Here is a 20132-nt window from a genome sequence, read left to right as displayed (position 1 = left end):
ATGAGCACTGTGGACGCACTCACCGAACAGGCGATGGTCGTGCTCCAGGACCGTCCCCTGGTGGCGCTGAGCGCCTGGATCGGCGGCGCCCTGCGCGACTGCGAGGAGTCGGGGCGCACGCTGCAGCTCGTCACGCCCCTGGAGTCGCGGTTGTCGCTGCCGCTGCGGACGGTCACGGCGGGTGCGGGCGCGCAGTGGGTCGTACGGAACGGCGACGGTTATTACGAAGGCCTGTCGGGGCGGCCGTTGCAGTGGTCGGGGACGACGTTCGTGCCCGTCCCGGACGCCCGCGATTATGCGCCGGGGTTCACGACCCGTCCGACGGCGCCGATCGGGGTGCAGCTCGGGCTCGCCTACCGCGTCCGGCACCCCGCCGAGGGGCTGCTCGGCGGCGCGGTCGACCGGCTGCTGCAACTGCTCACCGGCAAGTGGCCGGCGGGCTGGGGCCCGGCCGAGCCGCTGGAGCATCCGTGGCAGCCCGACCGGCTCACCGAGTACGCGCGGGGACGCTCCACCGCGCGCATCATCGTCGGCGGGGACGGGCCGCGTCCCGCGCAGGCCGTCTGCGAGTTCGCCACCGTGGACGGCGGCGCGGTCGAGGAGTCCACGACCGTCACCGTCGGGTACGCCCCGCAGGATCCGCCGCCGCTCCAGCACCTCGGCTCGCTCGTCGCCGCGATGGCCGCCGACCAGCCGCTGACCTCGCTGTTCGCGCAGCTCACGCCGGGCCGCGCGGACCTCACCGTCGAGCCGCGCTGGACGGGCGCCGCCGCGCCGGTCGCGATGGCCGTCGCGGGGAACGTCACCGGGCCGGCGGGCGTCCCGGCCCAGCAAGCCGGTCCGGCTCGCGCCCCGATGACGCTGTTCACGCTCGGCGACGGCCGCTCACCGGACGGCTGGCAGCGGCACCGGGCGCTCGTCCGGCACCTCGGTCACTGAGGCTGTCCGTACCCCTGTTGCTGCGGCGGGACGAACGGCGGCGCCGCCGGACGCGGCGCGGGCGCCGAACCGAGCTTCATCGCGACCGCCCCGACGAGGAACCCCACCCCGGCGATCACGGTCATGAGCGCGAGCGCGCGGATCTCCGGGATCGTCTTGGCGTCGCGCTCGTCGTCGCCGACGGTGACGAGGTTCAGGAACTCCAGCGCCGGCCCGCCGACGATGCACAGGACGCCGAGGATCGTCATCAGCGAGAACCCGGCGCGTGAGGACTGCATGGGTCAGTCTCCCCAGGTGTAGAGGTTGCTGAGTTCGGCACCGAACATGTGGATGAGGTCGGCGCCGTAGGTTTGCGCAGGTCCGCTGCGCGGCCCCGGGACGTTCGAGCCGCTGACGAACGACTGCCGGATCAGCACGAACCGTCCGACGCTCTGGCTCGACCACCAGTGCCCCGGCTCCGACCCGTACGCCACCTTGATCTTCGGCGCGTTGTTCGCGTTCACCTTGCGCGCCATCCGCCGCGCCGTGCCCTCGCTGCCGAACTCCAGCACGCTGATCTGCACGTACACGCTGTGGTTCGGCGCCTGGTACTCGCCGCCGTGCAGGCTGCCGGTGCAGGGCGACGAGCGCAGCAGCGCGGCGAGGCCGGGCTTGGCGGCGGCGGCGCACGACTTCGTCCAGCGCGTCGCGAGGCGGTAGCGGCCCCGGTCGGTCTTGACGGTCGAGGCGAGGAAGCTCTCGGTGACCCGGACGGGCGTCCGCGTCGGCGTCGGGCTGGGCGTCGGCGTGCTCGGCTCGTACGTCGGCGCGCTGAACGTCGGGACGGGCGGCGGCGTGAATGACCGCAGCGCCTCGACGGCCCGGTGATGGCGGCGGCTCCCGTTCACCGCCACGATGAGGACCGCGCCGCAGACCAGCAGGAACGCGACGGCGCCCGCCACGACCGCGATGATCACTCCGCCGCCGCCGCTGCGGGGCGGCGGCGGGTAGGCCGGGCCGGGCGGCGGCCCGGGGAACGGGCCGTGCGGGCCGGGGGGCGGGCCGCCGGGACCGCCGGGGGGCGGGAACGGAGGGTGCCCGGGACCTGGTGTCGACACCTCGGCGGCTCCTCGGATGATCTACGACAGGGGACTAGCGAACCATGTCGGACGTCCCTGTCAAATCCGTCAATCGGCGGAGACGCGTCAGGGCCCGCCACCGGTGAACGGCGGCAGGCCCCGACTCCACATCCAACCCCGCACGGCGTCTACCCGGCACCGACCGCCTTATGCGGACTGAGACACACGACACAGGAGAAATCGCGCGTCAGCGGATGACGTTACCGGCCCCCTGCTGGTGGCCCGCGTGCTGCGGCGCGCCCGCGCGCCAGCTCAGCGCCGGGGACTCGGTCAGATTGTCCGGATAGACGATGCCGCCCGCCCACCGGACGAGGTCGTCGGCGAACCGGCGCGCGACCCGCGTCGCGTCCGGGACGTCGCCGGACGCGCGGACCTCCACCCACCACACCGGCGCCGCCACCCGCGCCGCGACGTCCGCGCCGAGCAGCCGTCCGACCTCGGTCGGCACCGACACGAGCACCGGGTCCTCGATGGAGACGAGCAGCCGGTGTTCGGCGTCGAACAACTGCGTCGGCTCGGGGTCGCCGCCGCGCAGCTCCAGCGGCTCGCCCATCGCGATCATGCCGTCGGCGACCGCGAACACGTCCGGCTGCCGCCGGGTGAGCGCGACGAGGTCGCAGGTCACCGGACCACCCCCACGCCGCCGAGGGCCCGCGCGAACGCCTCGGAGGCGATGAGCCCGGCCGCCGGCCGGGTCGCCTCCCCGATCTTGGTCATGTCGAGCGATCCCCCCGCGGCCAGATGCCGGTCGTAGGGGACGAGCACGATCGGCAGCCCCCACGCCGCCAGCATCTCCCGCGCGCGCTCCAGGTCCGCGCCGACCTGCGGGGCGTGCGTGACCATCGCGATGACCGTCCGGGACAGCAGCGCCTGCTGCCCGTTCCCGGCGAACCACTCCAGCGCGCCCCGGGCGCTCAGCGCGCCGTCGGCCGTCGCGGGCGTCACCAGGACGAGCCCGTGCGTCTGCCCGAGGATCCCCCGGTGCAGCTCGGTGAGGATGCCCGCGCCGCAGTCCACGACGGCGGCGGCGAAGTACCGGCTGATCGCCGCGAGCGCCGCCTGGAACGTCTCGATCGTGAACTCGCCCGCGATGCGCCCGCCGCGCGTGGACGACAGGACCCACAGGCCCGCCTCCGTCCGCGCGAGGAACTGCGCCGCCTCGTCGAACGTGCGCGGCTGACGCGCCGCGAGGTCGAACAGCGACTGCTCGGGACGCACGCCGAGGCGCAGCGGCAGCGAACCCAGCTCGGCGTCGGCGTCCATCGCGATCACGCGGTCGGCGCGGTGCCGGGCCAGCTCGGTCGCCAGGAGCGCGGCCATGCTCGTCTTGCCCGCGCCGCCGCGCACGCTCGCCACCGCGATCTGCCGGTAGCTCGGGACGGCCCGCTGCAGCAGCGCGGCGATCTCCGCCTGCGTCGCCGGGTCCTGCGGGCCCGTCGCGCCGACGGCCTTGCGCGCGGCCCTTCCGAAGCGGCGCATCAGCGGGTCGCCGTGCTGGTTCTTGCGGACGAGGTCGTCCGCCATCGGCACGCCGCCGTGCTGCTGTTGCGGCTGCGCCGGCGCCTGCCGGGGAGCCGACGGGACCGGGCTCTCCGGCTCGTCCGACCCGGCGTCGGGCGGCGGCGCCCCCGGAGCGCCGCCCACGGTCGGCGCGACGGCCATCTCCGGGTCGAAGTCGGGGTTGTAGAGCGGCGGGACGGCGGGCTGCGGCGCGGACGCGGGGCCGGGCTCGGCCGGCGGCTCCGGCGTGTCGCCGAACGGGTCGCGCTGCAGCCCACCCGCGCCGTCGCCGTACGGGTTGATGACGACCGGCTGGGCGGGCTCGGCCGGCGGCTGCGCGAACGCGTTCACCGGCTCCCCGCCCGTCGCACCGGGCGCCTGCGCGAACCCCGACGGCCCGGCCGCGTCGAACGGCGGCCCGGACGGCGCGGCACCGGGCGCATCGAACGAAGGCGGGGCGGGAGGCGCGTCGAACAGCGGCGAGCCGGGCGCCCCGGTGGGAGCGTCGAAAGACGGCGGGCCGGGCGGCACGGCGCCGGGCGCGGGCGCCGGAGGCGAGGGCGTCTCCCCGGCGGGCGTCCTGAACGACGGACCCGGCGGCTCGGCGCCGGGCGCGAAGGGCGTGGGCGCTTCCCCCGCAGGCGCGTCGAACGACGGCGGGCCGGGCGGCTGGGCGCCGGGTGCCGCAGGCGCGTCCGCGACGGGCGCGTCGAAGGACGGCGGCGCGGGTGCAGCGGCGGCGGGCGTCTCGAACGACGGCGGAACCGGTGGCGCGGCGGGCGTGGGCGACGCGGCGGCGGGCGCGTCGGACGACGGCGCGGGCGTCTCGAAGGACGGCGGTGCGGGCGGGGCGGCGAAAGAAGGGGGCGCGGCCGGTTCCGGGACGGGGGTGAACGACGGCGGCGGGGCGGGCACCGGTGCGGGCAGCGGGTCGGGGGTGACCGGGATCGGCTCGGGTTCGGCGACCGCGCGGGGCGCGGAGTCGGCGCCCCAGTCCGAGCCCGGTGCCGCCGCCGACGCGGTGTTCAGGGCCTGGAGTCCCCGGCGGGCCACGCCGAGTTCCCCGAGGACGGCCTGCTGCCAGCTCGAATCGGACACCTGCCTCCCTTTCCCTCACCGCAAGCCTACGAGACGCGGGGGGTGCCGCGTAGCGGTGATCACATCGGGCGGGTGAACCGAACCGGCACGACCACCGTCATACCCACCAGCCGATGAGCCCGGACAGGGCTCGGACGGCTAGTCTTATCGGATCTTCCGCCCGGCGATTGTCCTCTTTCGCCCCAGTACCGGCCGGAGTTGCCATGTCCTCCCCCCAATGGCCTGGTCAGCCGGGTTACCCGCCCGGTCAGCAGCCGCCCCCTCCCCCCGGACCGTTCCCGCCCGGCGGCTACCCGCCGCCCCCGCCGCCGCGCAACAGCGGCGCGGGCGTGCTGATCGCGCTGCTCGCGGGCGGCGGGCTCGTCGTCGTCATCATCATCGCGGTCGTCATCGTGGTGGTGGCCAACAGCGGGGACAAGCCGCGCCGCCACATCACGCTGCCGACGTACTCGCCGCCGACGTTCAGCGTCCCGACGCCGACCACGACGAGTTCGACGTCCGGGGGGATCGACGGCGTGCTCGGCGCGACCATCCGGACGGCGAAGGGCAACACCTTCACCCGCGCCGGCACGAAGGAGGCGACCTGCTCCTCCCGCGCCGACAAGGAACTGACCCCGGTGTTCAGCCGGTACCCGTGCGTGGGGCTGATGCGCTCGGCGGTGTACGCGAACTCGTCCAGGACCGTCATGACGGTGATCTCGATCGCGCAGTTCGCCGACGAGTCCACCGCGTCGTCCGTCAGCGACGCCACCAACCAGGGCGCGGCGCCGATCCTGCTGATGCCGTCCATCGAGAGCGGCCTGCCGCGCCTCGGCCGCGAGCCCGAGTCGTGGACGCGGAGCTGGACGCAGGGGGCCCGCATCATCTACGCGCAGTCCTACTGGGCGAGCGGCGCGGCGACCGGCGGACGCGAGGGCACCGTGTACGTGACGGCCGGCGAACTCGGCACCGAGGTCAGCAACGTCCTCGTCTGGACGAACTGACGGCGCACGTGACGCGGGGAGGCGCTCGTGACGACGAACAGGTACACCGTCTGACCGGAGACGCTGCGCGACGCCGGCCGTGAACTGTCCGCCGCGGGCGACCGGCTGAACGAGCAGTGGACGGCGCTGAAGTCGACCGTCGAGGGCATGGAACGGCGACGACATCGGCATGATCATCGGTGAGTCGTACACCGCGATCCAGGACCAGGCGGACGAGTCCTTCTCCGGCGCCGCCGAGGACCTGACGACGTTCGGCGAGACGCTCGCGGCGATGGCCGACAACCACGAGAAGGCCGAGCAGTCGATGGTCGGCGGGATCACCGCCGCGCTGAACGGCGGCTGAGCGGGTGGGCCTCCAGCTCCCGGGCGAGCTGATCAGCCTGCTCGGCTACAACTGGCCGGAGGCGGACGAGACGAAGCTGTTCCAGCTCGGCTCGACCTGGAGGGAGTTCTCCGGGACGGTCGGCTCGGTGTCCGCGGACATCGAGTCGGCCGCCCAGCGGGTGCCCGCGGCCAACGAGGGCGACGACATCGAGGCGTTCCAGAAGGCGTGGGCCGCGGAGGACTCCCCCGCCGCCGTCCTGAAGGACGCCTCGATGGGCGCGACGGCGGTCGGCGCGGCGTTCGGTGCCTCGCTCGCGGAGATCCCGATCTTCAAGGAGATCACTGGGATGATCATCGACGAGCTGATCAACCAGGCGATCACCATGCTGCTCGGCTGACGGCGCGCCGCGCGTCCTCGCCGAGCAACGGCGTCCAGGCGGCGAACAGGGCCAGCAGCTCCGCGCCGTCGAAGTCCGCGTGGCGCAGGACGTCCAGTTCGTTCGCGACGGTCAGTTCCGCGAAGTCCCGCCGCGCCGCCGTGTCCGGGACCGACACCGCGCCGGTGAAACGGTCACGGAACGTCCCGCCGTCCACGAGCCTCGGGTAGGAGAACGCGCGGTCGCAACTCGCGTAGAAGTAGACGAGCGCCTCGGCGTCCGGGCCGATCACCGGGGCCAGCTCGTCGCGGCGGCCCAGCGCGCGGGGGAAGCCGTCCGTGCCGTAGAACGCGTGGCAGAGCCCGGCGAGGCGCAGTTCGGGCCGCGCGCCCCACGCGGTGAGCGTCGCGTGGACGCGGTCCAGATGCGCCGCGAGCGTCCCGCCCGGATGCGGGACCGTCCCGGCTCCGCGCTCGGCCAGCAGCGCGCGGGCGGCCTGCTCGGTCATCGGTCCCGCCTTCCGTGGGGTCGACACCCGTCCGCCGCACCACGCGCCGCCGCGCCGTATGTCCCGGGACACCGGACGGCGTGCGGCGGGCCGCGGACGGGTTGCCGCCGTTTCCGCGTCCCATCCTGGAAGCCGCCGCGACCCCAGTCAATTCATGGGTTTCCTTGGGTTTGCCCTAGCTTTTACTTGTGACTCTGGACGACCTTCGGGTTTTCATCGCCGTCTACGAGACCGGGAACCTCAGCACCGTCGCCCGCGACCTGGACCGGACGCAGTCCGCCGTGAGCCAGCACGTGCGGCGGCTGGAACGCGAGACGGGCCTGCCGCTGCTCGAACGGCGTCCGCGCGGCGTCGTGCCGACCGAGGCCGGACGCGTCCTCTACGAGGCGGCGCTCGGCGGCATCGCGGCGCTCGACGCGGGCCTCGCCCGGCTCGCCGAACTGCGCGACGGCGGCGGCGCGGTGCGCATCACGACGGGCGGCGTGACCGTCCGGCACTTCATGGCGGACGGCATCGCCGAGTTCCGCCGCCGACGCCCCCGGACGTCCCTGGAGTTCCACGCGGCGCACTCCACGCAGCGCTGCGTGGAACTCCTGCGCGGCGGACGCGTCGACCTCGCGTGGATCACGCTCGGCGAACCGCTGCCGGGCATCGAGCATCGCCCCGTGGTGGACCTGCCGTGGGTTCTGGCCGTCCACGCGTCCGACCCGCTGGCGTCCCGGGAGGCGATCCTCCCCGACGATCTGGCCGGCATCCGGTACATCGCACAGCCGGACGACTCGACGTCGCGGCGGCGGCTGGAAGAGGAGTTCGTCCGGCTCGGCTGCGGCCGTCCCGAACCGGTCGGCGTCGCGGACTGGGACACGGCGGCCCTCCTCGCCGAACTCGGCGTCGGCCACGCGGTGCTGCCCGCGCTCCCCCGCCTGGCCGCCGGCACGCCGCTCGTAACGGTCCCGATTCCGTCCCTCGCACCGATCAGCGTCGGCTGGGCCGCCCGCCAATGGACGGCCCTGAGCCCCCCGGCCGCCGAATTCGCCGCCCTCGTCACCCCCTGAAACGCCGGACGGGCCGGGAATTACCACCCCGGCCCGTCCGCTCGTCGCGGCTCAGCCGCCAGGAGGCGCCAAAATCTTCTCCTGGCACTTCTTCAGGTCACCCGACGCCTTCGCCTGGTCCTTGATGTTCTTGAGAATCGGAATGTTGCCGCCCGGCGGCACTTGCGCGTCATAGCCCTTCGCGCGCATGCACGCGGCGACCTTCTCCATGTCGCTCGCGTAGGCCGAACCGCCGCCGCCTCCGTTCGTCGCCGACGCGGACGGGGTCGCGCCATTCTGCGACGGCTGCGCGGTCGCCGTGCTGGTGGGGGTCGTCCCGGACGAGGGAGGGTCGGACGCCTTGTCGTCTCCACCGCACGCGGCTGCGGAGAGGACCAGCGCCAAGGCCGGGACCAATAGGAGCTTGTTCTTCACGATGCCTTTCCTCGGATCGTTCGCACGTTCACGGTCGTCCGGAACCGTACGCACCCCGGTTGGGGGCCACCCGGTCCGAACCGGGGCGGGAGCTGCCCCTGTGGGGGAAGAAGTCGCTGCGCCGGTTGCGGTGGTCGCGCCCCCGGCACGCCCCACGCTACCGGTCCCCTCTCCACCCCCGCCTTCCGCTTCCACCATTCCCGGCGACCACGACAATGGCAGCGCCAGTGCGCACGCTCGGCAAACGAGAAGGCCGACGCAAGCGGAGCGGCGAAAGCACTCCGCCAACGTCGGACTTCGCGGAAGTTACGTTCTTCTATCGCGGACCGGAACCGCTCGGCGGCGCCTGCGGCGGTCGACCTGGCCCCGGCTGCGGCGAGTAGGGCTGACCTCCCGGGCCGCGCTGCGGCGGGACCTGCTGACCGGGACCCGCCGTGCCGCCCCATGACGGCGGCGTGCCGGGCGCGCCCGGAGGCGGCGGCGGGTTCTTGCGCCCCCGCCCCCGCAGGATGAGCAGCCCGCCAACGACGATCACGAGAAGCGCGACGACTCCGACACCGATCAGCAAGATCTTGGTGTTCCGCGCGGCCTTGTCGCTGTTCTTCTCCATGGCCGACTTGGTCTTCGGGGTCGTCGGCGTGTCACCGGTCTTCGGCTGCGACGCCTTCCACTTGTCGTACTTGGCGAAAACGGGATTCGGCGCGTTTTTCGGAACGCTCGCCGTCAGCGCGGCGGACGGAATGACGACGCCGTACCCGGACTGCTCATCGCGACCCGCCGGACCGACGTCCTTGGCGGTGCCGATAATCCGCTGCACCACGTCACGGTTCGACATACTCGGGAACTTCGCACGCACGAGAGCGACGGCGGCAGCCGTCAGCGCACCCGCCTGGCTGGTACCGGAGAGTTGGGGGTTGAACTGGCCGTTCTTCTGTAGCGCACCGACGAGGTAACCGGGAGCTGCCACCGAGATATACGGATGGCGATCGTTGTTCACGTAGATGTTCTTCTGATTGTCGAGCGCTCCGGCAACCAGGACCCCCGCACAGACTGCGGGAGCTTTCACCGCATTTCCAGCGTTGCCGTCATTGCCACCCGACGCAACCACGACCGCACCGTGGTCGATCGCGTAGCCGATGGCCTGTTGAAGACTCAGCGGGCACTGCTTCTGAAAAGCGGGAAAGCCCTGGGAGATGCTGATGACCTGGGCCCCGTTGTCCACCGCGTAGCGCACTGCACTCGGCATCGACGGCCCGGCCGACACGATCGGAAGGATCTTGGACTCCGGCGCGACGCCCATGTAGCCGGTCCCGGTGCCTCTGCTCGCGATGAGGGAGGCCATTCCCGTTCCATGGCCGACGTCGCCGTCGGTGTCCGTCCGGCCGTCACCACTGCCCGCCGTGGCGTTCTCGCCGGATTCAAAGTCCTTTCCGGCGACGACGGCGTCCTTCAGGTCGGGAAGACTGGCATTGACACCGGTGTCGATGACGGCCACGGTGACGCCCGAGCCCTTGCTGACCGGCCAGACACCGTGCTGGATGTCCCAGGCCTTGAACCACCACTCTTGCGGTAGGGGGCCGGGAGCAGCGCCCGCAGGGGAGCCCGTCAGTACGAGCACCGAACTCGCGCCGACGGCGCTCAGCCATCGTGTCAACCGTCGCACAGCACCACCTCATTCAAACGAACACGGCGTGGGCAGCCCGAGTATCTCGAACTGCCCACGCCGCGTCACACCGGGTTCCCGGATCGGACGGTCGTCGTCATCCGATCACGGGGGGAGCGGTGTCGTCGTCGTTTCCGCCCCACACGTCTTCGTCTTCCGTCAGCCAGGTGGTGCGCTCGTGCTCCTCCTCGCCCTTGCCGCCGCCACCGCCGCGACCGCCCATCGGAGCGCCACCCGCGCCGCCGACGCCGGGCTTGCCGCCGCGCATCCCGGCACCGAGGCCAGCACCGGCACCGCCCAGTCCGCCCGGCATGCCGCCGGGGACGCCGCTTCCGGCTCCGCCGCCGAAACCGCCCGAGCCGAGGCCGCCGCCCAGACCGCCGCCACCGCCGAACGGGTCCGAGCCGAGGCCGCCGCCCGCACCCCCGCCCGGCAGACCGGCCAGGTCGCTCGAACCCGGCTTGTGGCCGCCGTACGGATTAGGCACGTGCTGACCACCCGGGTTGGTGGGGTGGTTGTTGCCGTACGGGTTAGGGACGTGCTGGTTGCCGTTGGGGTGATTGCCGTACGGGTTGGTGGGGATGTGCTGTCCGCCACCCGGGTTGTTGCCGTACGGGTTCGTCGGAACGTGGGCTCCGCCGCCCCCACCTCCGCCACCGCCACCGCCGCGGTACGGATTCTTCGGGGGTTCGTACTCGGTGTTCGAGTACGGCAGGTCGGTGGTGAGGTTGGTGGGCAGTCCCTCGTGCGCCTGGACGCTGCGCTCGGTCAGCCGCTTCATGTGCTCCTGAGCGGCCTTCTCCTCTTCGTTGTCGAGAATGCCGAGCGCCTCGCCGAGCTTCTTGCCGCCGATCGCGATGAGGCCGCCGGTGGGACCGGCGATCATGGTTCCGGCGGCGAAAGTCTCGGCGTCACCGGTGGTCAGGCCGGCGAAGTTGCCCTGGCCCGGCGCGTGCTGCTTGTACCATTCGAGCTGCGGGCCGTAGGTCGAGAGCGCCTGTCCCGTCTCCCCCGCCGTCTTGCCGAGGTTGGTGGCGGACGTCTGCAGACGGCCCATCTGCTCGATGGCCGCTTCCGCGTCGTCGCCCTTCCATACGGCCTTCAGCGCGGACGCCTGCGCACGCAGCACGCCCGCGGCGTCGTTGAACTTCGAGGCCGCGGCGTTGTAGGTCTGCCCGGCGCGCGTGACGGCGCGGGGATCCGTCGCCTGCAGGATCTGCTTCATCTCATCCATGCCGCCCTTGAAGGGCTGCGGCGCCATGCAGTTCCTGCGGATCGGGAAATCTTTGGGCTTGTGCTCGGTCATTCGGTCTTCCCGTGTCGTCGATTCCCGGCTCAGTAGGTCTGCGTGTTACTCGTCGTCGGGGAGGTGACGTTGGTCGGCTGCACGCTGTTAACCGTGGCGGTGTTCTGCTGCTCCTTGTCGTCGTGCCCCTGGACGGCACGGCGGAGAGCTTGGATGACCTGGGTGTAGCTCTGAACGAAGTTGTTGTACTGCTCGCTGATCACCCGGTAGGCGTCGGCGGTCGTCTCGCCGAGCTGCACGGCCGTGTCGAACTGCGGGCCGCCGAGCTGCGCCTGCGTGATGTTGCCGTGGCTCTGGAGATCCGACGGGGTGCCGTCACCGCTCGTGAAGGCGTCGAGGTTGTCCTCAAGGATCTTGAGGATGCGTTTGGCCTCGGTGGTGTCGATCTCGCTCTTGCCGCTCGGTCCAGCGCCCATGGGAACCTCCCGTGGACCCCGCCGGGGTCCCGCTCAAGTCGATGTGGTGGGGGTGACTGATCAGGGGCCGGGGCCGGATCGAACGCACACCGCCCCAGCGGGCCGCCGGAGGTCGGCCGGTCGCGCTCGGGGCACGACCGGCCGGCCGCGGCGGCTCGGCCGCTCGGTCAGCCGCTGATCAGGTTGACGTTGGACTTGACCGTGTGCTGTCCGGTCTCGCTCGAGGAGTTGATGACCGCGCCGAGCTGCTGCATGATGCGGCCGATGTCGGCGGCGGACGCCTCCCACTGACGCTTGGCGTCGAAGTAGGCGCTCTTGGCGTCGTCCTCCCACTGCCCGAGCTTGTTCTCGACCGACTTCTCGAGGTCGTCCAGCTCGGACTGCATCTGGTTGTACTTCTGCTGGAAGGCCGCGTACGCCTGCTGCATCGCGCCGAAGTCCATGGAGCTGTAGCTCATTGTTCCTCCGTCTCGTCCCGGGGGGTCGTAAGGGTCGGTCAGCCGTTCAGCAGACCGGCGATGCGGTTCACGGCCTCGGTCTGCTGCTGCTCGCTGGCCTCATAGTTGATCTTGGTCTGGACGAGCTTCTCGTGGAGCTGGTTGAGGACCTCCAGCACCTTGCCCAGCTCACCGTCGAACTCGTTGAAGACCTTGGTGAAGGCGCTGCCGGCGTCGCCGACCCAGCGGCCGGAGAGCTGGGCGTGCTCCTGGCCGAGGTCGCCCTGGATCTTGCGAAGGTCCTGCGCGGCGGACTCGACGCGCTGGGCCGCCTGGGCCATTTCCGCTCTGTCGACCGAAGACTTCTGACTCATGGGTCATCCTTTCCCAGTAGCCTGCGTGTTTGCGTCTGACGCGGCGCGGGGGGCCGCTGTGCTCCGTCGGCCGGGGTACGAGGGGAGCCCGGCTCGGCACGACGTCACGTTGATCGGTGAAACCTGCACCAATGGTCACACATGACATGAGACGGATCCACCCGGCCGAAGGTTCGATCTCCGGACGGGAAAAATCCGATCGTGTCGGCGGTCAGCTCCACTGGTCCACGTTCGAGCGCTCGGCGCTCTGGTAGTTGGTCCGGGCGGTGCCCACCGACTTGGCGAACTCGTCGATGGATTTCGCCTGGTCACGGGCTGCTTTATCCCACTTGGCGCGGGCCTCGAAGTAGGCGTCGCGCGCGTCGTCCTCCCAGCGGGCGAGGCCGCTCTGGAGGTCGGACTCCAGCGCGTCGAGCAGCTCCACCATCTGGCGGTGCTTGGCCTGGAACATCTGTTCGGCCTGCTGCATCGCCTGATAGTCCGTGCTGAACGCCTGACTCACGTGAACTCCTTCGTCACGGTCGTTGCGGGTCGAGACTGTAGCAAGCGGGGATCTTCCGACTCATCCCCTTTGACCATTTATTTGTCATCCGGTCGTCGTTCCGCTCACCGGCAGCAACGCCTTCTGCGGATCGAGGACGGGCCCCTGCGGCACCATGTTCAGCAGATTCGCGGGGACGGGCACCGAGTCGTTCTGGTCCGCCGAGATCGAGTAACCGAGCGCCTTCGCCGTGTCCGGGGACTTCAGCGGATAACGGCGTCCGTCGTCGGAGACGAACGAGTAACTGTTGATCGCCGACACCGATCCCCCGGCGGGCAGGACGCCCGCGAGAACGGCGCTGCCCGGCGGCAGGACGACGTTGTCCACGCCCGTCCCGGTGGTCGAGCGGCCGGTCGGGGCGGGCAGGTCGGTGGCGCCGCCGATCGTCAGCTTCGCGCGGTCGCCGCCCTTGGACGCGTCCGGGTACACGACGCACAGCGAGTCGGTCGCGTTGAACGTCGCGGCCTTGATCGTGTCCTGCGGCAGTCGGCCGTCCATGAGCTTCTGCGCGGAGCGGTTGCTCGTCACGAGCGCGGCCTCCAGCGGCATGTCGTGCTTCATGCGGTACGCCGCCGACGACTGGATCAGCGCGGCCTGCACCCGGGAGATCGGCGCGACGCCGTCCGCGAGGAGCACGTACGGCTGCGCGCCGCCGCCCGCGCCGCTCGACACGACGTACACCTGCCCGATCGTCCCGCGCAGGCCGCCGGCGAGGGTGGCCGGACGGCCGAAGCCCGGGATCGTCGGCGCCGCGAAGTCCGGCCCGGCGGGCAGCGCGTTGACGAACGCGCCGGACACGGGCGTCGCCGCCGACGCCTGCAGCACGGTCATCCCGGCGGGCGACATCTTCATCCGCTGGTTGTTCCAGATCAGCCAGTTGCCGGTGGCTCCGGCGCTGACGACGACGCCGGTGGACGCGTCGAGCGTCCGTCCGCCGACGTTCCGCCCGCCGACCAGCGACACGACGGGCCTGGTCACGCCGCCCTGGTCCACCTGGCGGACGCACACCGACCACGGCCCGCCGACCAGGCGCTTCTTGTCCGGGACGGTGTCCGGCGCGCCCGGAATGCCGATCATCGGGCCGCGCGGGAACTTCGAGAGCGTCTTGGCCGACACCGACTTCTGGTTCACGTCGCCCGAGCTTCCGGCGACGGCGAGCCGCGCGGAGGCGTAGTTCGCGACGGGGCAGAGCGCCTTGCCGTCCTTCGTCCCGGCGGACTTGCACCACACGTAGCGGCTGCCGGTCTCCTTCTCGATGAGCAGGACGCCGCCGTCGGTGATCCCCTTCGTCCCGCCGCCGAGCAGCAGCCCGGCGATGCCGAACCCGGCCGCGACGAGCACGCCGACCATCACCCCGGCGAACGTGCCGACGTTGAGGCGCCGCAGCGGCTGCTCGGGGTTGTCGGGCTCGCCGAAGATCAGCGCCTGCGACGCGCGGTGCGTCATCAGCCGGTGCGCCTGGAGCAGGTCCCGTTTCGTCTGCATGAGTGCCTCCCCGGCCTCAGCCGACGACCGTGCGGACGTAGTCGAGGACGCCCGCGACGCCGAGCGCGAGCGGCACCGACGCCACGACCAGCGCGATCTCGATGATCTGACCGGCGCGTCCCCAGAACGGGCTCGGCCGGTTGTTCGGCAGCCACATCCCGACGCCGACGACGATCCCGGACACGACGAGGATCGGCAGCAGCGCCGTCGCGAGGACGACCGCCGCGTCGTCGCTGCGGAACGGGCCGCTCACCGCGAGGAGCGCGAGGCCGAACGCGCCGGGGATGAGGAGCCAGAGCTTCTGGGCGCGTCCGGTGAAGAACCGTCCGCCGCGCAGCAGCAGGATGAACGCGAGCACGGCGGCGGTGACCGGCGCGGCCCAGCCGGAGTGGAACGCGATCGGCAGGAACGCGCCGATCGCGACGAGCCCGGTCGCGGCGACGCCGCCGGTGACGAACCGGTCGGCGCGGACGGTGTCCTTCAGCACCTGGCGGCCGTCCACCATCAGCGTGTCGCGGCGCAGGTCCTCCGCGCTGTTCGGGACGGGCGGGAGCGTCACGCGCGCCATCCGCATCGCGGCGCCCGACAGCAGCGGGGTCAGCGCGAGCGCGATGACGACGGTGATCGCCGCGACGCCCGCCGCGTCGGTGTCGAAGCCGAGCGGGATGAGGCTGTCGAGGGTGCCGAGCAGCGCGGCGACCGCGACGCCGTAGAAGACGGGCAGCGCGTCGGCGATGGCGAACCCGGCGATCGTCGCGACGAGGACGACCGCGCCGAAGCCCGCGATGTAGTTCACCGCCTCGAACCCGTGGAACAGGTTCAGCAGGTTGGCGGGCGTGTCGTCGTCGGCGGGGGCGTAGAGGCCGGCGATGAACGCGTACGGCAGCGCCGCGTAGCCGAGCCAGATCCCGGCGGCCGCGTCGCCGAGCGCGCGCGACAGGGCGACCGCGCCGCCGAGCAGCAGCAGCGCGACGACCGCCGCGGCCGCGGCCGTCTTCCAGGACGGCTGCGTGAGCCCGAGGACGAGCACGCCCGCGATCAGGCCGCCGACGCCCCAGCCGAGCGCGAACCGGCGCGCGGTCTCCTGGCGCCACCGGTCGGGACGGTCGTTGACGGCCGTCGCGACGACGTCGGGGACGTCATCGAACGCCAGGTCGGGGAGCTGCGCCATGCGCGGCCTGAGGTAGAGCAGGTCGCCGTCGCGGATCCCGGCGCGGGCCGGGGTGGACGACGGGTCGAACGGCGCCTCGTCCAGCTTCTGGATGACCCAGCCGCCGTGGGTGAGCCCCGCGTCGGCGAGGTTCTGCCCGGCGTAGTGCAGCATCGTGGGGTACAGCTCGGCGAACGTCGCGTCGGCGGGCAGCGCGATGTCGACCCGGCGTTTCGGTCCGACGAGCGTGATCCGGCAGAGGTCGGCTCCAGGGGGCGCGCTCACGACTTCCTCGCAAGTTGTGTGGTACGGGAGCGGATGCAGAGGTGCATGGTGCCACGTTTCGCGACACCGTCCACCGTTTCGGGACGGGGATCCCAGAGGCAGACTAGCGACCCCGACCGTCGGCAAACAGAACTGTCACCGATCGGACAGTTACCCTCGCCTGTCCCACGGGGCGCCATTCCCCCCGGCACGGGGGATCGGCGGACGGACCGTAGCAGCCGACACCGACATCGCCACTTCCGACACCGCATCGTTACCCGGCTCCCGGCCACCGGCCCGCCGCCGAACGCGTCCCGGGCCGACGGCGGTCGCGTCGTCGGCCGTGCGCCCCCGTCCGCTCGGCGCCTGCGACCGGGCGCTTCGGGTGCGTCCCACGGGCGGCGGGTGCGGGAAAGGCGTTCCGCATCCGGCGATTACGCGGGCGGTAATGCGTCCCGCCGTCCGTGCCATTCACTCCCGGGTTACGCTGGCCCGGCGGCGCGATTCAGCAATGACTTCGGCGCACCGGCCACCAGGAGCGAGGAGAAACGGTCATGGGTCAGGCGTTCAGCACCAGCCACGGCGCGATGCAGCAGGCCGAGTCCATGTTCGAGGCCAAGCACAAGGAGATGGTGAAGGTGCTGGACGACCTTGAATCAGACCTCAAGAACGGGCTGGCCAAGTGGGAGGACGCCGCACGGGACGCGTACTTCGAGGCCAGGGACGCCTGGGAACGGATCGCGCGTGAGCAGGCCGCGACCGTGAAGGAGTTCGCGGCGGTGGTCGGGTTCTCTCGCGGCAACTATCAGACCGCCGACAAGGTGAACACCGAGATGTGGGCCTGACCCGGGGACGTGCGTGGCGCTATGACCACTTGAGGCCGATGATGAAAATGCAGGCGGAGGCCGTCCAGGTGACCATGAAGCCGACCAGGCCGAGTGAAACCGCCGACCACCGACGGCGCGGCGCATCGGCGTACGGGCCGGGAGACGCGTGCGGCGAGCGGCTCGCACGAAAGTGATTGATCTTGGTCACCGCCCTATGCCGCCTCCGGACGTCACCGTCCCCACTGCCCGTGAACAGGCTTGAGTCAACTTCTCGGCTCTCGCCACGGGAGTCGTCACAGGTGACCGTGATCACGAGTCTCGCGCCGACGGCGTCGACGGCACGGATCGCGGGCCAGGGAATCCAGAGATCGCTCAGCGACCTGCGGAGCAGGAGGCCTTGATCGCTCAGCACGATCGCCGAGCGCATCGGAAGGACCCCGAATCCGATCACGTTCACGGCAATACAGTTGCCCGTCAGTAGACCATGGATCACTTCGACTGGGTCGCCCGACCTGAAATCCCGCGCTGCGTAGCTGATTCCGATATAGCCGAGCATCAAGCCGAAAACAACAAAGAAGCCCCCATACGCGATCAGCCAGTTGGAGCGGATGATCACTAGGCCGCTCTTCGTCACACCGGTGCGATCCATCTCGTCCGGCCGCTCAGGCATTGGGATTTAGAAGGCGGTTGATTTCCTCGCTGGACGGGACTTCGATGGGATTGCCGTCCTGTGCCGCCTGTGCCCCACCACCCCCGCCCTTGATGATCAGGGGCGCGACGTCCTCAAGGACGTCGCGGGGGCTTTGGGGTTTCACCTGGCCCGGGAAGTCTCGAATGCCCTTGCCGCTGGCGGCTCTGGCGGCCTCCCGGAGACCGTCCATTTTGGGGAGCTTCCCCAGCGAACCCGCATGCCTGGCCTCGTAGGCGAGGGGCCGGTACGCCTTGGCGCCGATCTTGGCGACGGACGCCCGGACCTTCGCCATGATCTCCATCAGCTTCTTGAAGATTCGTGTGACCTTCTGGATGACGGACATCGCCCGGGACGTGGCGATCGCCGCCTCGCCCGCGGTGGCGCCGGCCGCCGCCGCCTCCGAGGCGCCCAGGGTCGGGACCGCGGCGGCCTGGGCGGCGAGCCAGGTCAGGATGAGCCACTCGACGAACTCCGACAGGATGCCCTTCACCACGTCCAGCGCGGCGTCCATGAGGCCGCCGCTGAGCGCGAGCGTGCTCATGACGTCGCCGACCTCGCCGATCGTGCGCTGGACGCCTTCCTGGAATTCGCCGAGCCGCTTGCGGGCGGCGTCGCCCGCCGTTCCCTTCCATGAACCCAGGTTCCCGGAGAGGGAGGTCTGCAGATCGTTGGACATCGAGACGAGCTTGTCCTGGATCTCCTTCCAGTTCTTGCGGTAGTCCTCGATCGCCCCGGCGTTGCCCGTCACCCAGGTGATCGCGGACTTGAGCGGCTCGCACCAGTCGATCAGGAATCCCAGGCCCGCCGAGATGAGCGCGTTCAACGGATCCGCCCAGATAGCGAGACCCGTCATGCCCAGATCGGCTATGTCGCCGGCCACCGAGCCGAAATCGCCGTCACCGGCGTGGTTGAACGCCTTGTGCCCCTGCGACCAGATCGGCGCGTTGCCGTCAACGGCCTTGGTGGCGTTCCAGTTCCCTGGATTATAGTTGAAGCTCCCCGGGTTTTCCGTGAGGCCCATGGGTCAGCCCTTTTTCTTTCCGACTCTGTGGATGGCCGAAATATTGTTGTGCTCGGCGTTCTTGTAGTTCTCGGCCGTGGCGTTCATGTTCCGCTCGGCCTGCTCGAGGAACTTCTCCATGAGGCCGAGATGTTCGATGATGTGGCCCTTGAGTTCGTCGTAATGGGACGAGAAGCCGATCCCGACCAGGCCCCACGTGTGACCCGAGATATCGGTGTAAGCGCCGTTGGAGGCGTTGCCCTTCTGGGCCGCCGCGACGGCCCGTGCCTTGCCCAGGTCCTTGCCGAGGGCCGTGAGCTTGGCGGGATCGACGGAGAGTTCGTCTCCCGGTCCGGTCATGAGCGCGCGTCCTTTCCGCCGGGCTTTCCGTCGAGCGGATCGAGTTCGGGGAGCCGGGCCTGCACCAGGCCCATCACGTCGATCTTCGGCCCGGTCAGCGTCGAGACGCGCTCGGCCATCTGGCGGGCCGCCTCGGCGCCGGCCTCGGCCATCGTGGACATGATCAGCGCCGCGAGGTTGCCCGGCCCGTGCCGCATCGCCTGCTGAGAGAGCTGGAGGTCGGTCACCGCGCCACCGGGCGCGACCGTCACCGTGACGGACTTGTCGGCCGACTTGGCCGTGATGTGCATCGACTCAACGTCTCGGCGCAGGTCCTGGTATTGACGAATCCGTTCGTCCGCATCTGCCTGCATCTTCCGGGCCTGGTCCTCCGGTGCTTCCATGCGCATCCCTCGCCTGACCATTGCTGTCAACGTCTCTGGAGTCAGCGGCAAAATATACTGGTCAACACAAAGCACATGATGTGTGATTTAGATCACTCAAGGCGCCGGAGATGGGCTTTCATCGGATTGTTCCGGTATGGACGGCCTGCACGGTGAATGGTCGCGACCTGCGGCGACTCGTCCGGTCACCGGAATTCGCCGGGCCGACGCAAGGCCGGGCCGGCCGCGGGGTCAGCGCTGATTGAACTTGGCGACCGCGTCGTTGAGCGCCTGGGTGATCTGCTGCATCTGGCGGACGCTCTCGTTCTGGATCTCTTCGCCGCGGGTGCCGAGGGCGGCGGTGTCGACGACGTCGCCGGCTGCGCTCGCGGCCTGCGAGCGCAGGTCGTCCAGCGCGGCGTTGGCGGCGGCGACGAACGCCTCGCCGAGTTCGTGGGAGGCCATGCGGAGCGCGCGGGGGTCGAGCGTCACCGACTTCAGGCGTCCGCCCGTCCCGGCGGTGACCTTCACGCGGCCGTCGGCGGCTTCGCCCACGCCCTCGACATCGGGCGCCTCGGGCGGCGGCGCGGCCATGCCGCCGCGCAGGGACTCCAAGGTCCGGCGCGTCTCGGTGAGAATCCGGTCTAGCTCATTACCGGACATCTCGGACACGACAGACCCCCTCATGATCATTATCGCACTCCGCGAAGGGAGCATAACGGATGAAGGATGGCCAAACAGCCGACCATCTGTATCGGCCCCACCAGAAAACGGCGCCCGGCGCGCCCTTCGCCACCAAGGGCCGCAAGGCGGACTGAGCGCTCCTTCTGTTGTGCGTCCACGCGGATCATTCGCACGTGCGACCGCGCGTGCGACCGCGCGTGCGGCGCCGTGAGCGGCGGGGGTCGCGGGCTACAGCGTGCGGCGGCGTGGCAGGTGC

The 20132-nt window shown here is 71.0% G+C and carries 25 protein-coding genes; 6 read left to right on the top strand and 19 right to left on the bottom strand.

Features of this window, described 5'->3' with window-relative positions; translation table 11 throughout:
• Complete coding sequence (locus tag BTM25_RS06185; RefSeq protein ID WP_235828261.1) at positions 1-939, top strand: DUF6177 family protein; 939 nt, start codon at positions 1-3, stop codon at positions 937-939.
• Here the strand turns inward: BTM25_RS06185 and BTM25_RS29510 are convergent.
• From BTM25_RS29510 to BTM25_RS06165, 4 genes are all read right to left on the bottom strand, one after another.
• Complete coding sequence (locus BTM25_RS29510) at positions 933-1217, bottom strand: hypothetical protein (protein ID WP_168212017.1); 285 nt, start codon at positions 1215-1217, stop codon at positions 933-935. The two genes, BTM25_RS06185 and BTM25_RS29510, sit on opposite strands and share 7 nt — an antisense overlap.
• A gap of 3 nt (positions 1218-1220) precedes the next feature.
• Positions 1221-2036, bottom strand: a complete 816-nt coding sequence (locus BTM25_RS06175) for a hypothetical protein (RefSeq protein WP_103561746.1) — start codon at positions 2034-2036, stop codon at positions 1221-1223.
• Positions 2037-2244: 208 nt separating this feature from the next.
• The gene (locus BTM25_RS06170; protein WP_103561745.1) at positions 2245-2682 is read right to left on the bottom strand and encodes a hypothetical protein; all 438 of its coding nucleotides are present in this window, start codon (positions 2680-2682) and stop codon (positions 2245-2247) included.
• Positions 2679-4655 carry a MinD/ParA family ATP-binding protein gene (locus BTM25_RS06165; RefSeq protein WP_235828260.1) on the bottom strand — a complete coding sequence of 659 codons (1977 nt, stop codon included), beginning with the start codon at positions 4653-4655 and terminating at the stop codon, positions 2679-2681. The genes BTM25_RS06170 and BTM25_RS06165 overlap by 4 nt, the downstream gene beginning before the upstream one ends.
• 203 nt (positions 4656-4858) lie before the next feature.
• Here BTM25_RS06165 and BTM25_RS29090 point away from each other — a divergent pair, with 203 nt between their 5' ends.
• From BTM25_RS29090 to BTM25_RS06145, 3 genes are all read left to right on the top strand, one after another.
• Positions 4859-5638 (top strand): hypothetical protein, encoded by a 780-nt coding sequence (locus BTM25_RS29090; protein WP_146058982.1) that lies wholly within the window; start codon positions 4859-4861, stop codon positions 5636-5638.
• A 169-nt stretch (positions 5639-5807) separates the two neighbouring features.
• Positions 5808-5981 carry a hypothetical protein gene (locus BTM25_RS30250; protein ID WP_235828259.1) on the top strand — a complete coding sequence of 58 codons (174 nt, stop codon included), beginning with the start codon at positions 5808-5810 and terminating at the stop codon, positions 5979-5981.
• A 4-nt stretch (positions 5982-5985) separates the two neighbouring features.
• On the top strand, positions 5986-6360 hold the full coding sequence (locus tag BTM25_RS06145) for a WXG100-like domain-containing protein (protein WP_103561742.1): 375 nt from the start codon (positions 5986-5988) through the stop codon (positions 6358-6360).
• On the opposite strand, the gene BTM25_RS06140 is transcribed toward BTM25_RS06145, so the two are convergent.
• On the bottom strand, positions 6341-6847 hold the full coding sequence (locus BTM25_RS06140; RefSeq protein ID WP_168212016.1) for a DUF6817 domain-containing protein: 507 nt from the start codon (positions 6845-6847) through the stop codon (positions 6341-6343). The genes BTM25_RS06145 and BTM25_RS06140 overlap by 20 nt on opposite strands.
• Positions 6848-7035: 188 nt before the next feature.
• On the opposite strand from BTM25_RS06140, the gene BTM25_RS06135 reads away from it, so the two are divergent.
• Positions 7036-7902 carry a LysR family transcriptional regulator gene (locus BTM25_RS06135; protein WP_103561741.1) on the top strand — a complete coding sequence of 289 codons (867 nt, stop codon included), beginning with the start codon at positions 7036-7038 and terminating at the stop codon, positions 7900-7902.
• A gap of 51 nt (positions 7903-7953) precedes the next feature.
• Here the strand turns inward: BTM25_RS06135 and BTM25_RS29505 are convergent, their stop codons facing one another.
• The 9 genes from BTM25_RS29505 to eccD form a co-directional block, all read right to left on the bottom strand.
• Entirely contained in the window at positions 7954-8316 is a 363-nt protein-coding gene (locus BTM25_RS29505; protein WP_168212015.1) for a hypothetical protein, read from the bottom strand.
• Between the two features lie 316 nt (positions 8317-8632).
• Positions 8633-9979: a S8 family serine peptidase gene (locus BTM25_RS06125; protein WP_235828258.1), complete on the bottom strand. Its 1347-nt coding sequence runs from the start codon at positions 9977-9979 to the stop codon at positions 8633-8635.
• Positions 9980-10076: 97 nt separating this feature from the next.
• Positions 10077-11285 (bottom strand): WXG100 family type VII secretion target, encoded by a 1209-nt coding sequence (locus BTM25_RS29500; RefSeq protein ID WP_168212014.1) that lies wholly within the window; start codon positions 11283-11285, stop codon positions 10077-10079.
• A 29-nt stretch (positions 11286-11314) separates the two neighbouring features.
• The gene (locus tag BTM25_RS06115) at positions 11315-11701 is read right to left on the bottom strand and encodes a hypothetical protein (protein ID WP_103561740.1); all 387 of its coding nucleotides are present in this window, start codon (positions 11699-11701) and stop codon (positions 11315-11317) included.
• Positions 11702-11868: 167 nt separating this feature from the next.
• Positions 11869-12159, bottom strand: coding sequence for a WXG100 family type VII secretion target (locus tag BTM25_RS06110; RefSeq protein ID WP_103561739.1), 291 nt, complete (start codon positions 12157-12159; stop codon positions 11869-11871).
• Between the two features lie 38 nt (positions 12160-12197).
• Positions 12198-12512, bottom strand: a complete 315-nt coding sequence (locus BTM25_RS06105) for a WXG100 family type VII secretion target (RefSeq protein WP_103561738.1) — start codon at positions 12510-12512, stop codon at positions 12198-12200.
• Positions 12513-12723: 211 nt separating this feature from the next.
• Entirely contained in the window at positions 12724-13014 is a 291-nt protein-coding gene (locus BTM25_RS06100; protein WP_103561737.1) for a WXG100 family type VII secretion target, read from the bottom strand.
• A gap of 84 nt (positions 13015-13098) precedes the next feature.
• Positions 13099-14538 (bottom strand): type VII secretion protein EccB, encoded by a 1440-nt coding sequence (gene eccB / locus BTM25_RS06095; RefSeq protein WP_103561736.1) that lies wholly within the window; start codon positions 14536-14538, stop codon positions 13099-13101.
• 16 nt (positions 14539-14554) lie between these two features.
• Entirely contained in the window at positions 14555-15973 is a 1419-nt protein-coding gene (eccD, locus tag BTM25_RS06090; RefSeq protein WP_103561735.1) for a type VII secretion integral membrane protein EccD, read from the bottom strand.
• A gap of 533 nt (positions 15974-16506) precedes the next feature.
• Here eccD and BTM25_RS06085 point away from each other — a divergent pair.
• The gene (locus BTM25_RS06085) at positions 16507-16797 is read left to right on the top strand and encodes a WXG100 family type VII secretion target (protein WP_103561734.1); all 291 of its coding nucleotides are present in this window, start codon (positions 16507-16509) and stop codon (positions 16795-16797) included.
• Between the two features lie 19 nt (positions 16798-16816).
• Here BTM25_RS06085 and BTM25_RS06080 read toward each other — a convergent pair whose 3' ends face one another.
• The 5 genes from BTM25_RS06080 to BTM25_RS06060 form a co-directional block, all read right to left on the bottom strand.
• Positions 16817-17449 carry a hypothetical protein gene (locus BTM25_RS06080; RefSeq protein ID WP_103561733.1) on the bottom strand — a complete coding sequence of 211 codons (633 nt, stop codon included), beginning with the start codon at positions 17447-17449 and terminating at the stop codon, positions 16817-16819.
• A complete protein-coding gene (locus BTM25_RS06075; RefSeq protein ID WP_146058981.1) occupies positions 17442-18491 on the bottom strand; it encodes a WXG100 family type VII secretion target in 1050 nt (349 codons plus the stop codon). Before BTM25_RS06075 ends, BTM25_RS06080 begins: the two co-directional genes overlap by 8 nt.
• Before the next feature lie 3 nt (positions 18492-18494).
• Positions 18495-18830: a type VII secretion target gene (locus BTM25_RS06070; protein ID WP_103561731.1), complete on the bottom strand. Its 336-nt coding sequence runs from the start codon at positions 18828-18830 to the stop codon at positions 18495-18497.
• Positions 18827-19213, bottom strand: coding sequence for a YbaB/EbfC family nucleoid-associated protein (locus BTM25_RS06065; RefSeq protein WP_168212013.1), 387 nt, complete (start codon positions 19211-19213; stop codon positions 18827-18829). Before BTM25_RS06065 ends, BTM25_RS06070 begins: the two co-directional genes overlap by 4 nt.
• Positions 19214-19444: 231 nt before the next feature.
• Entirely contained in the window at positions 19445-19855 is a 411-nt protein-coding gene (locus BTM25_RS06060) for a YbaB/EbfC family nucleoid-associated protein (protein WP_235828256.1), read from the bottom strand.
• Between the last annotated feature and the right edge of the window lie 277 nt (positions 19856-20132).

The organism is Actinomadura rubteroloni (genome assembly GCF_002911665.1).
GTDB lineage: Bacteria > Actinomycetota > Actinomycetes > Streptosporangiales > Streptosporangiaceae > Spirillospora > Spirillospora rubteroloni.
This window is presented reverse-complemented; position numbering and strand designations above follow the sequence as displayed.

Excerpts from the sequence above, each read along its gene's own strand:
- BTM25_RS06185 (WP_235828261.1), top strand. The coding sequence starts at position 1 with ATGAGCACTGTGGACGCACTCACCGAACAGGCGATGGTCGTGCTCCAG.
- BTM25_RS29510 (WP_168212017.1), bottom strand. The coding sequence starts at position 1,217 with ATGCAGTCCTCACGCGCCGGGTTCTCGCTGATGACGATCCTCGGCGTC.
- BTM25_RS29090 (WP_146058982.1), top strand. The coding sequence starts at position 4,859 with ATGTCCTCCCCCCAATGGCCTGGTCAGCCGGGTTACCCGCCCGGTCAG.
- BTM25_RS30250 (WP_235828259.1), top strand. The coding sequence starts at position 5,808 with ATGATCATCGGTGAGTCGTACACCGCGATCCAGGACCAGGCGGACGAG.
- BTM25_RS06140 (WP_168212016.1), bottom strand. The coding sequence starts at position 6,847 with ATGACCGAGCAGGCCGCCCGCGCGCTGCTGGCCGAGCGCGGAGCCGGG.
- BTM25_RS29500 (WP_168212014.1), bottom strand. The coding sequence starts at position 11,285 with ATGACCGAGCACAAGCCCAAAGATTTCCCGATCCGCAGGAACTGCATG.
- BTM25_RS06115 (WP_103561740.1), bottom strand. The coding sequence starts at position 11,701 with ATGGGCGCTGGACCGAGCGGCAAGAGCGAGATCGACACCACCGAGGCC.
- BTM25_RS06110 (WP_103561739.1), bottom strand. The coding sequence starts at position 12,159 with ATGAGCTACAGCTCCATGGACTTCGGCGCGATGCAGCAGGCGTACGCG.
- BTM25_RS06105 (WP_103561738.1), bottom strand. The coding sequence starts at position 12,512 with ATGAGTCAGAAGTCTTCGGTCGACAGAGCGGAAATGGCCCAGGCGGCC.
- eccB (WP_103561736.1), bottom strand. The coding sequence starts at position 14,538 with ATGCAGACGAAACGGGACCTGCTCCAGGCGCACCGGCTGATGACGCAC.
- BTM25_RS06085 (WP_103561734.1), top strand. The coding sequence starts at position 16,507 with ATGGGTCAGGCGTTCAGCACCAGCCACGGCGCGATGCAGCAGGCCGAG.
- BTM25_RS06080 (WP_103561733.1), bottom strand. The coding sequence starts at position 17,449 with ATGCCTGAGCGGCCGGACGAGATGGATCGCACCGGTGTGACGAAGAGC.
- BTM25_RS06075 (WP_146058981.1), bottom strand. The coding sequence starts at position 18,491 with ATGGGCCTCACGGAAAACCCGGGGAGCTTCAACTATAATCCAGGGAAC.
- BTM25_RS06070 (WP_103561731.1), bottom strand. The coding sequence starts at position 18,830 with ATGACCGGACCGGGAGACGAACTCTCCGTCGATCCCGCCAAGCTCACG.
- BTM25_RS06065 (WP_168212013.1), bottom strand. The coding sequence starts at position 19,213 with ATGGAAGCACCGGAGGACCAGGCCCGGAAGATGCAGGCAGATGCGGAC.
- BTM25_RS06060 (WP_235828256.1), bottom strand. The coding sequence starts at position 19,855 with ATGTCCGGTAATGAGCTAGACCGGATTCTCACCGAGACGCGCCGGACC.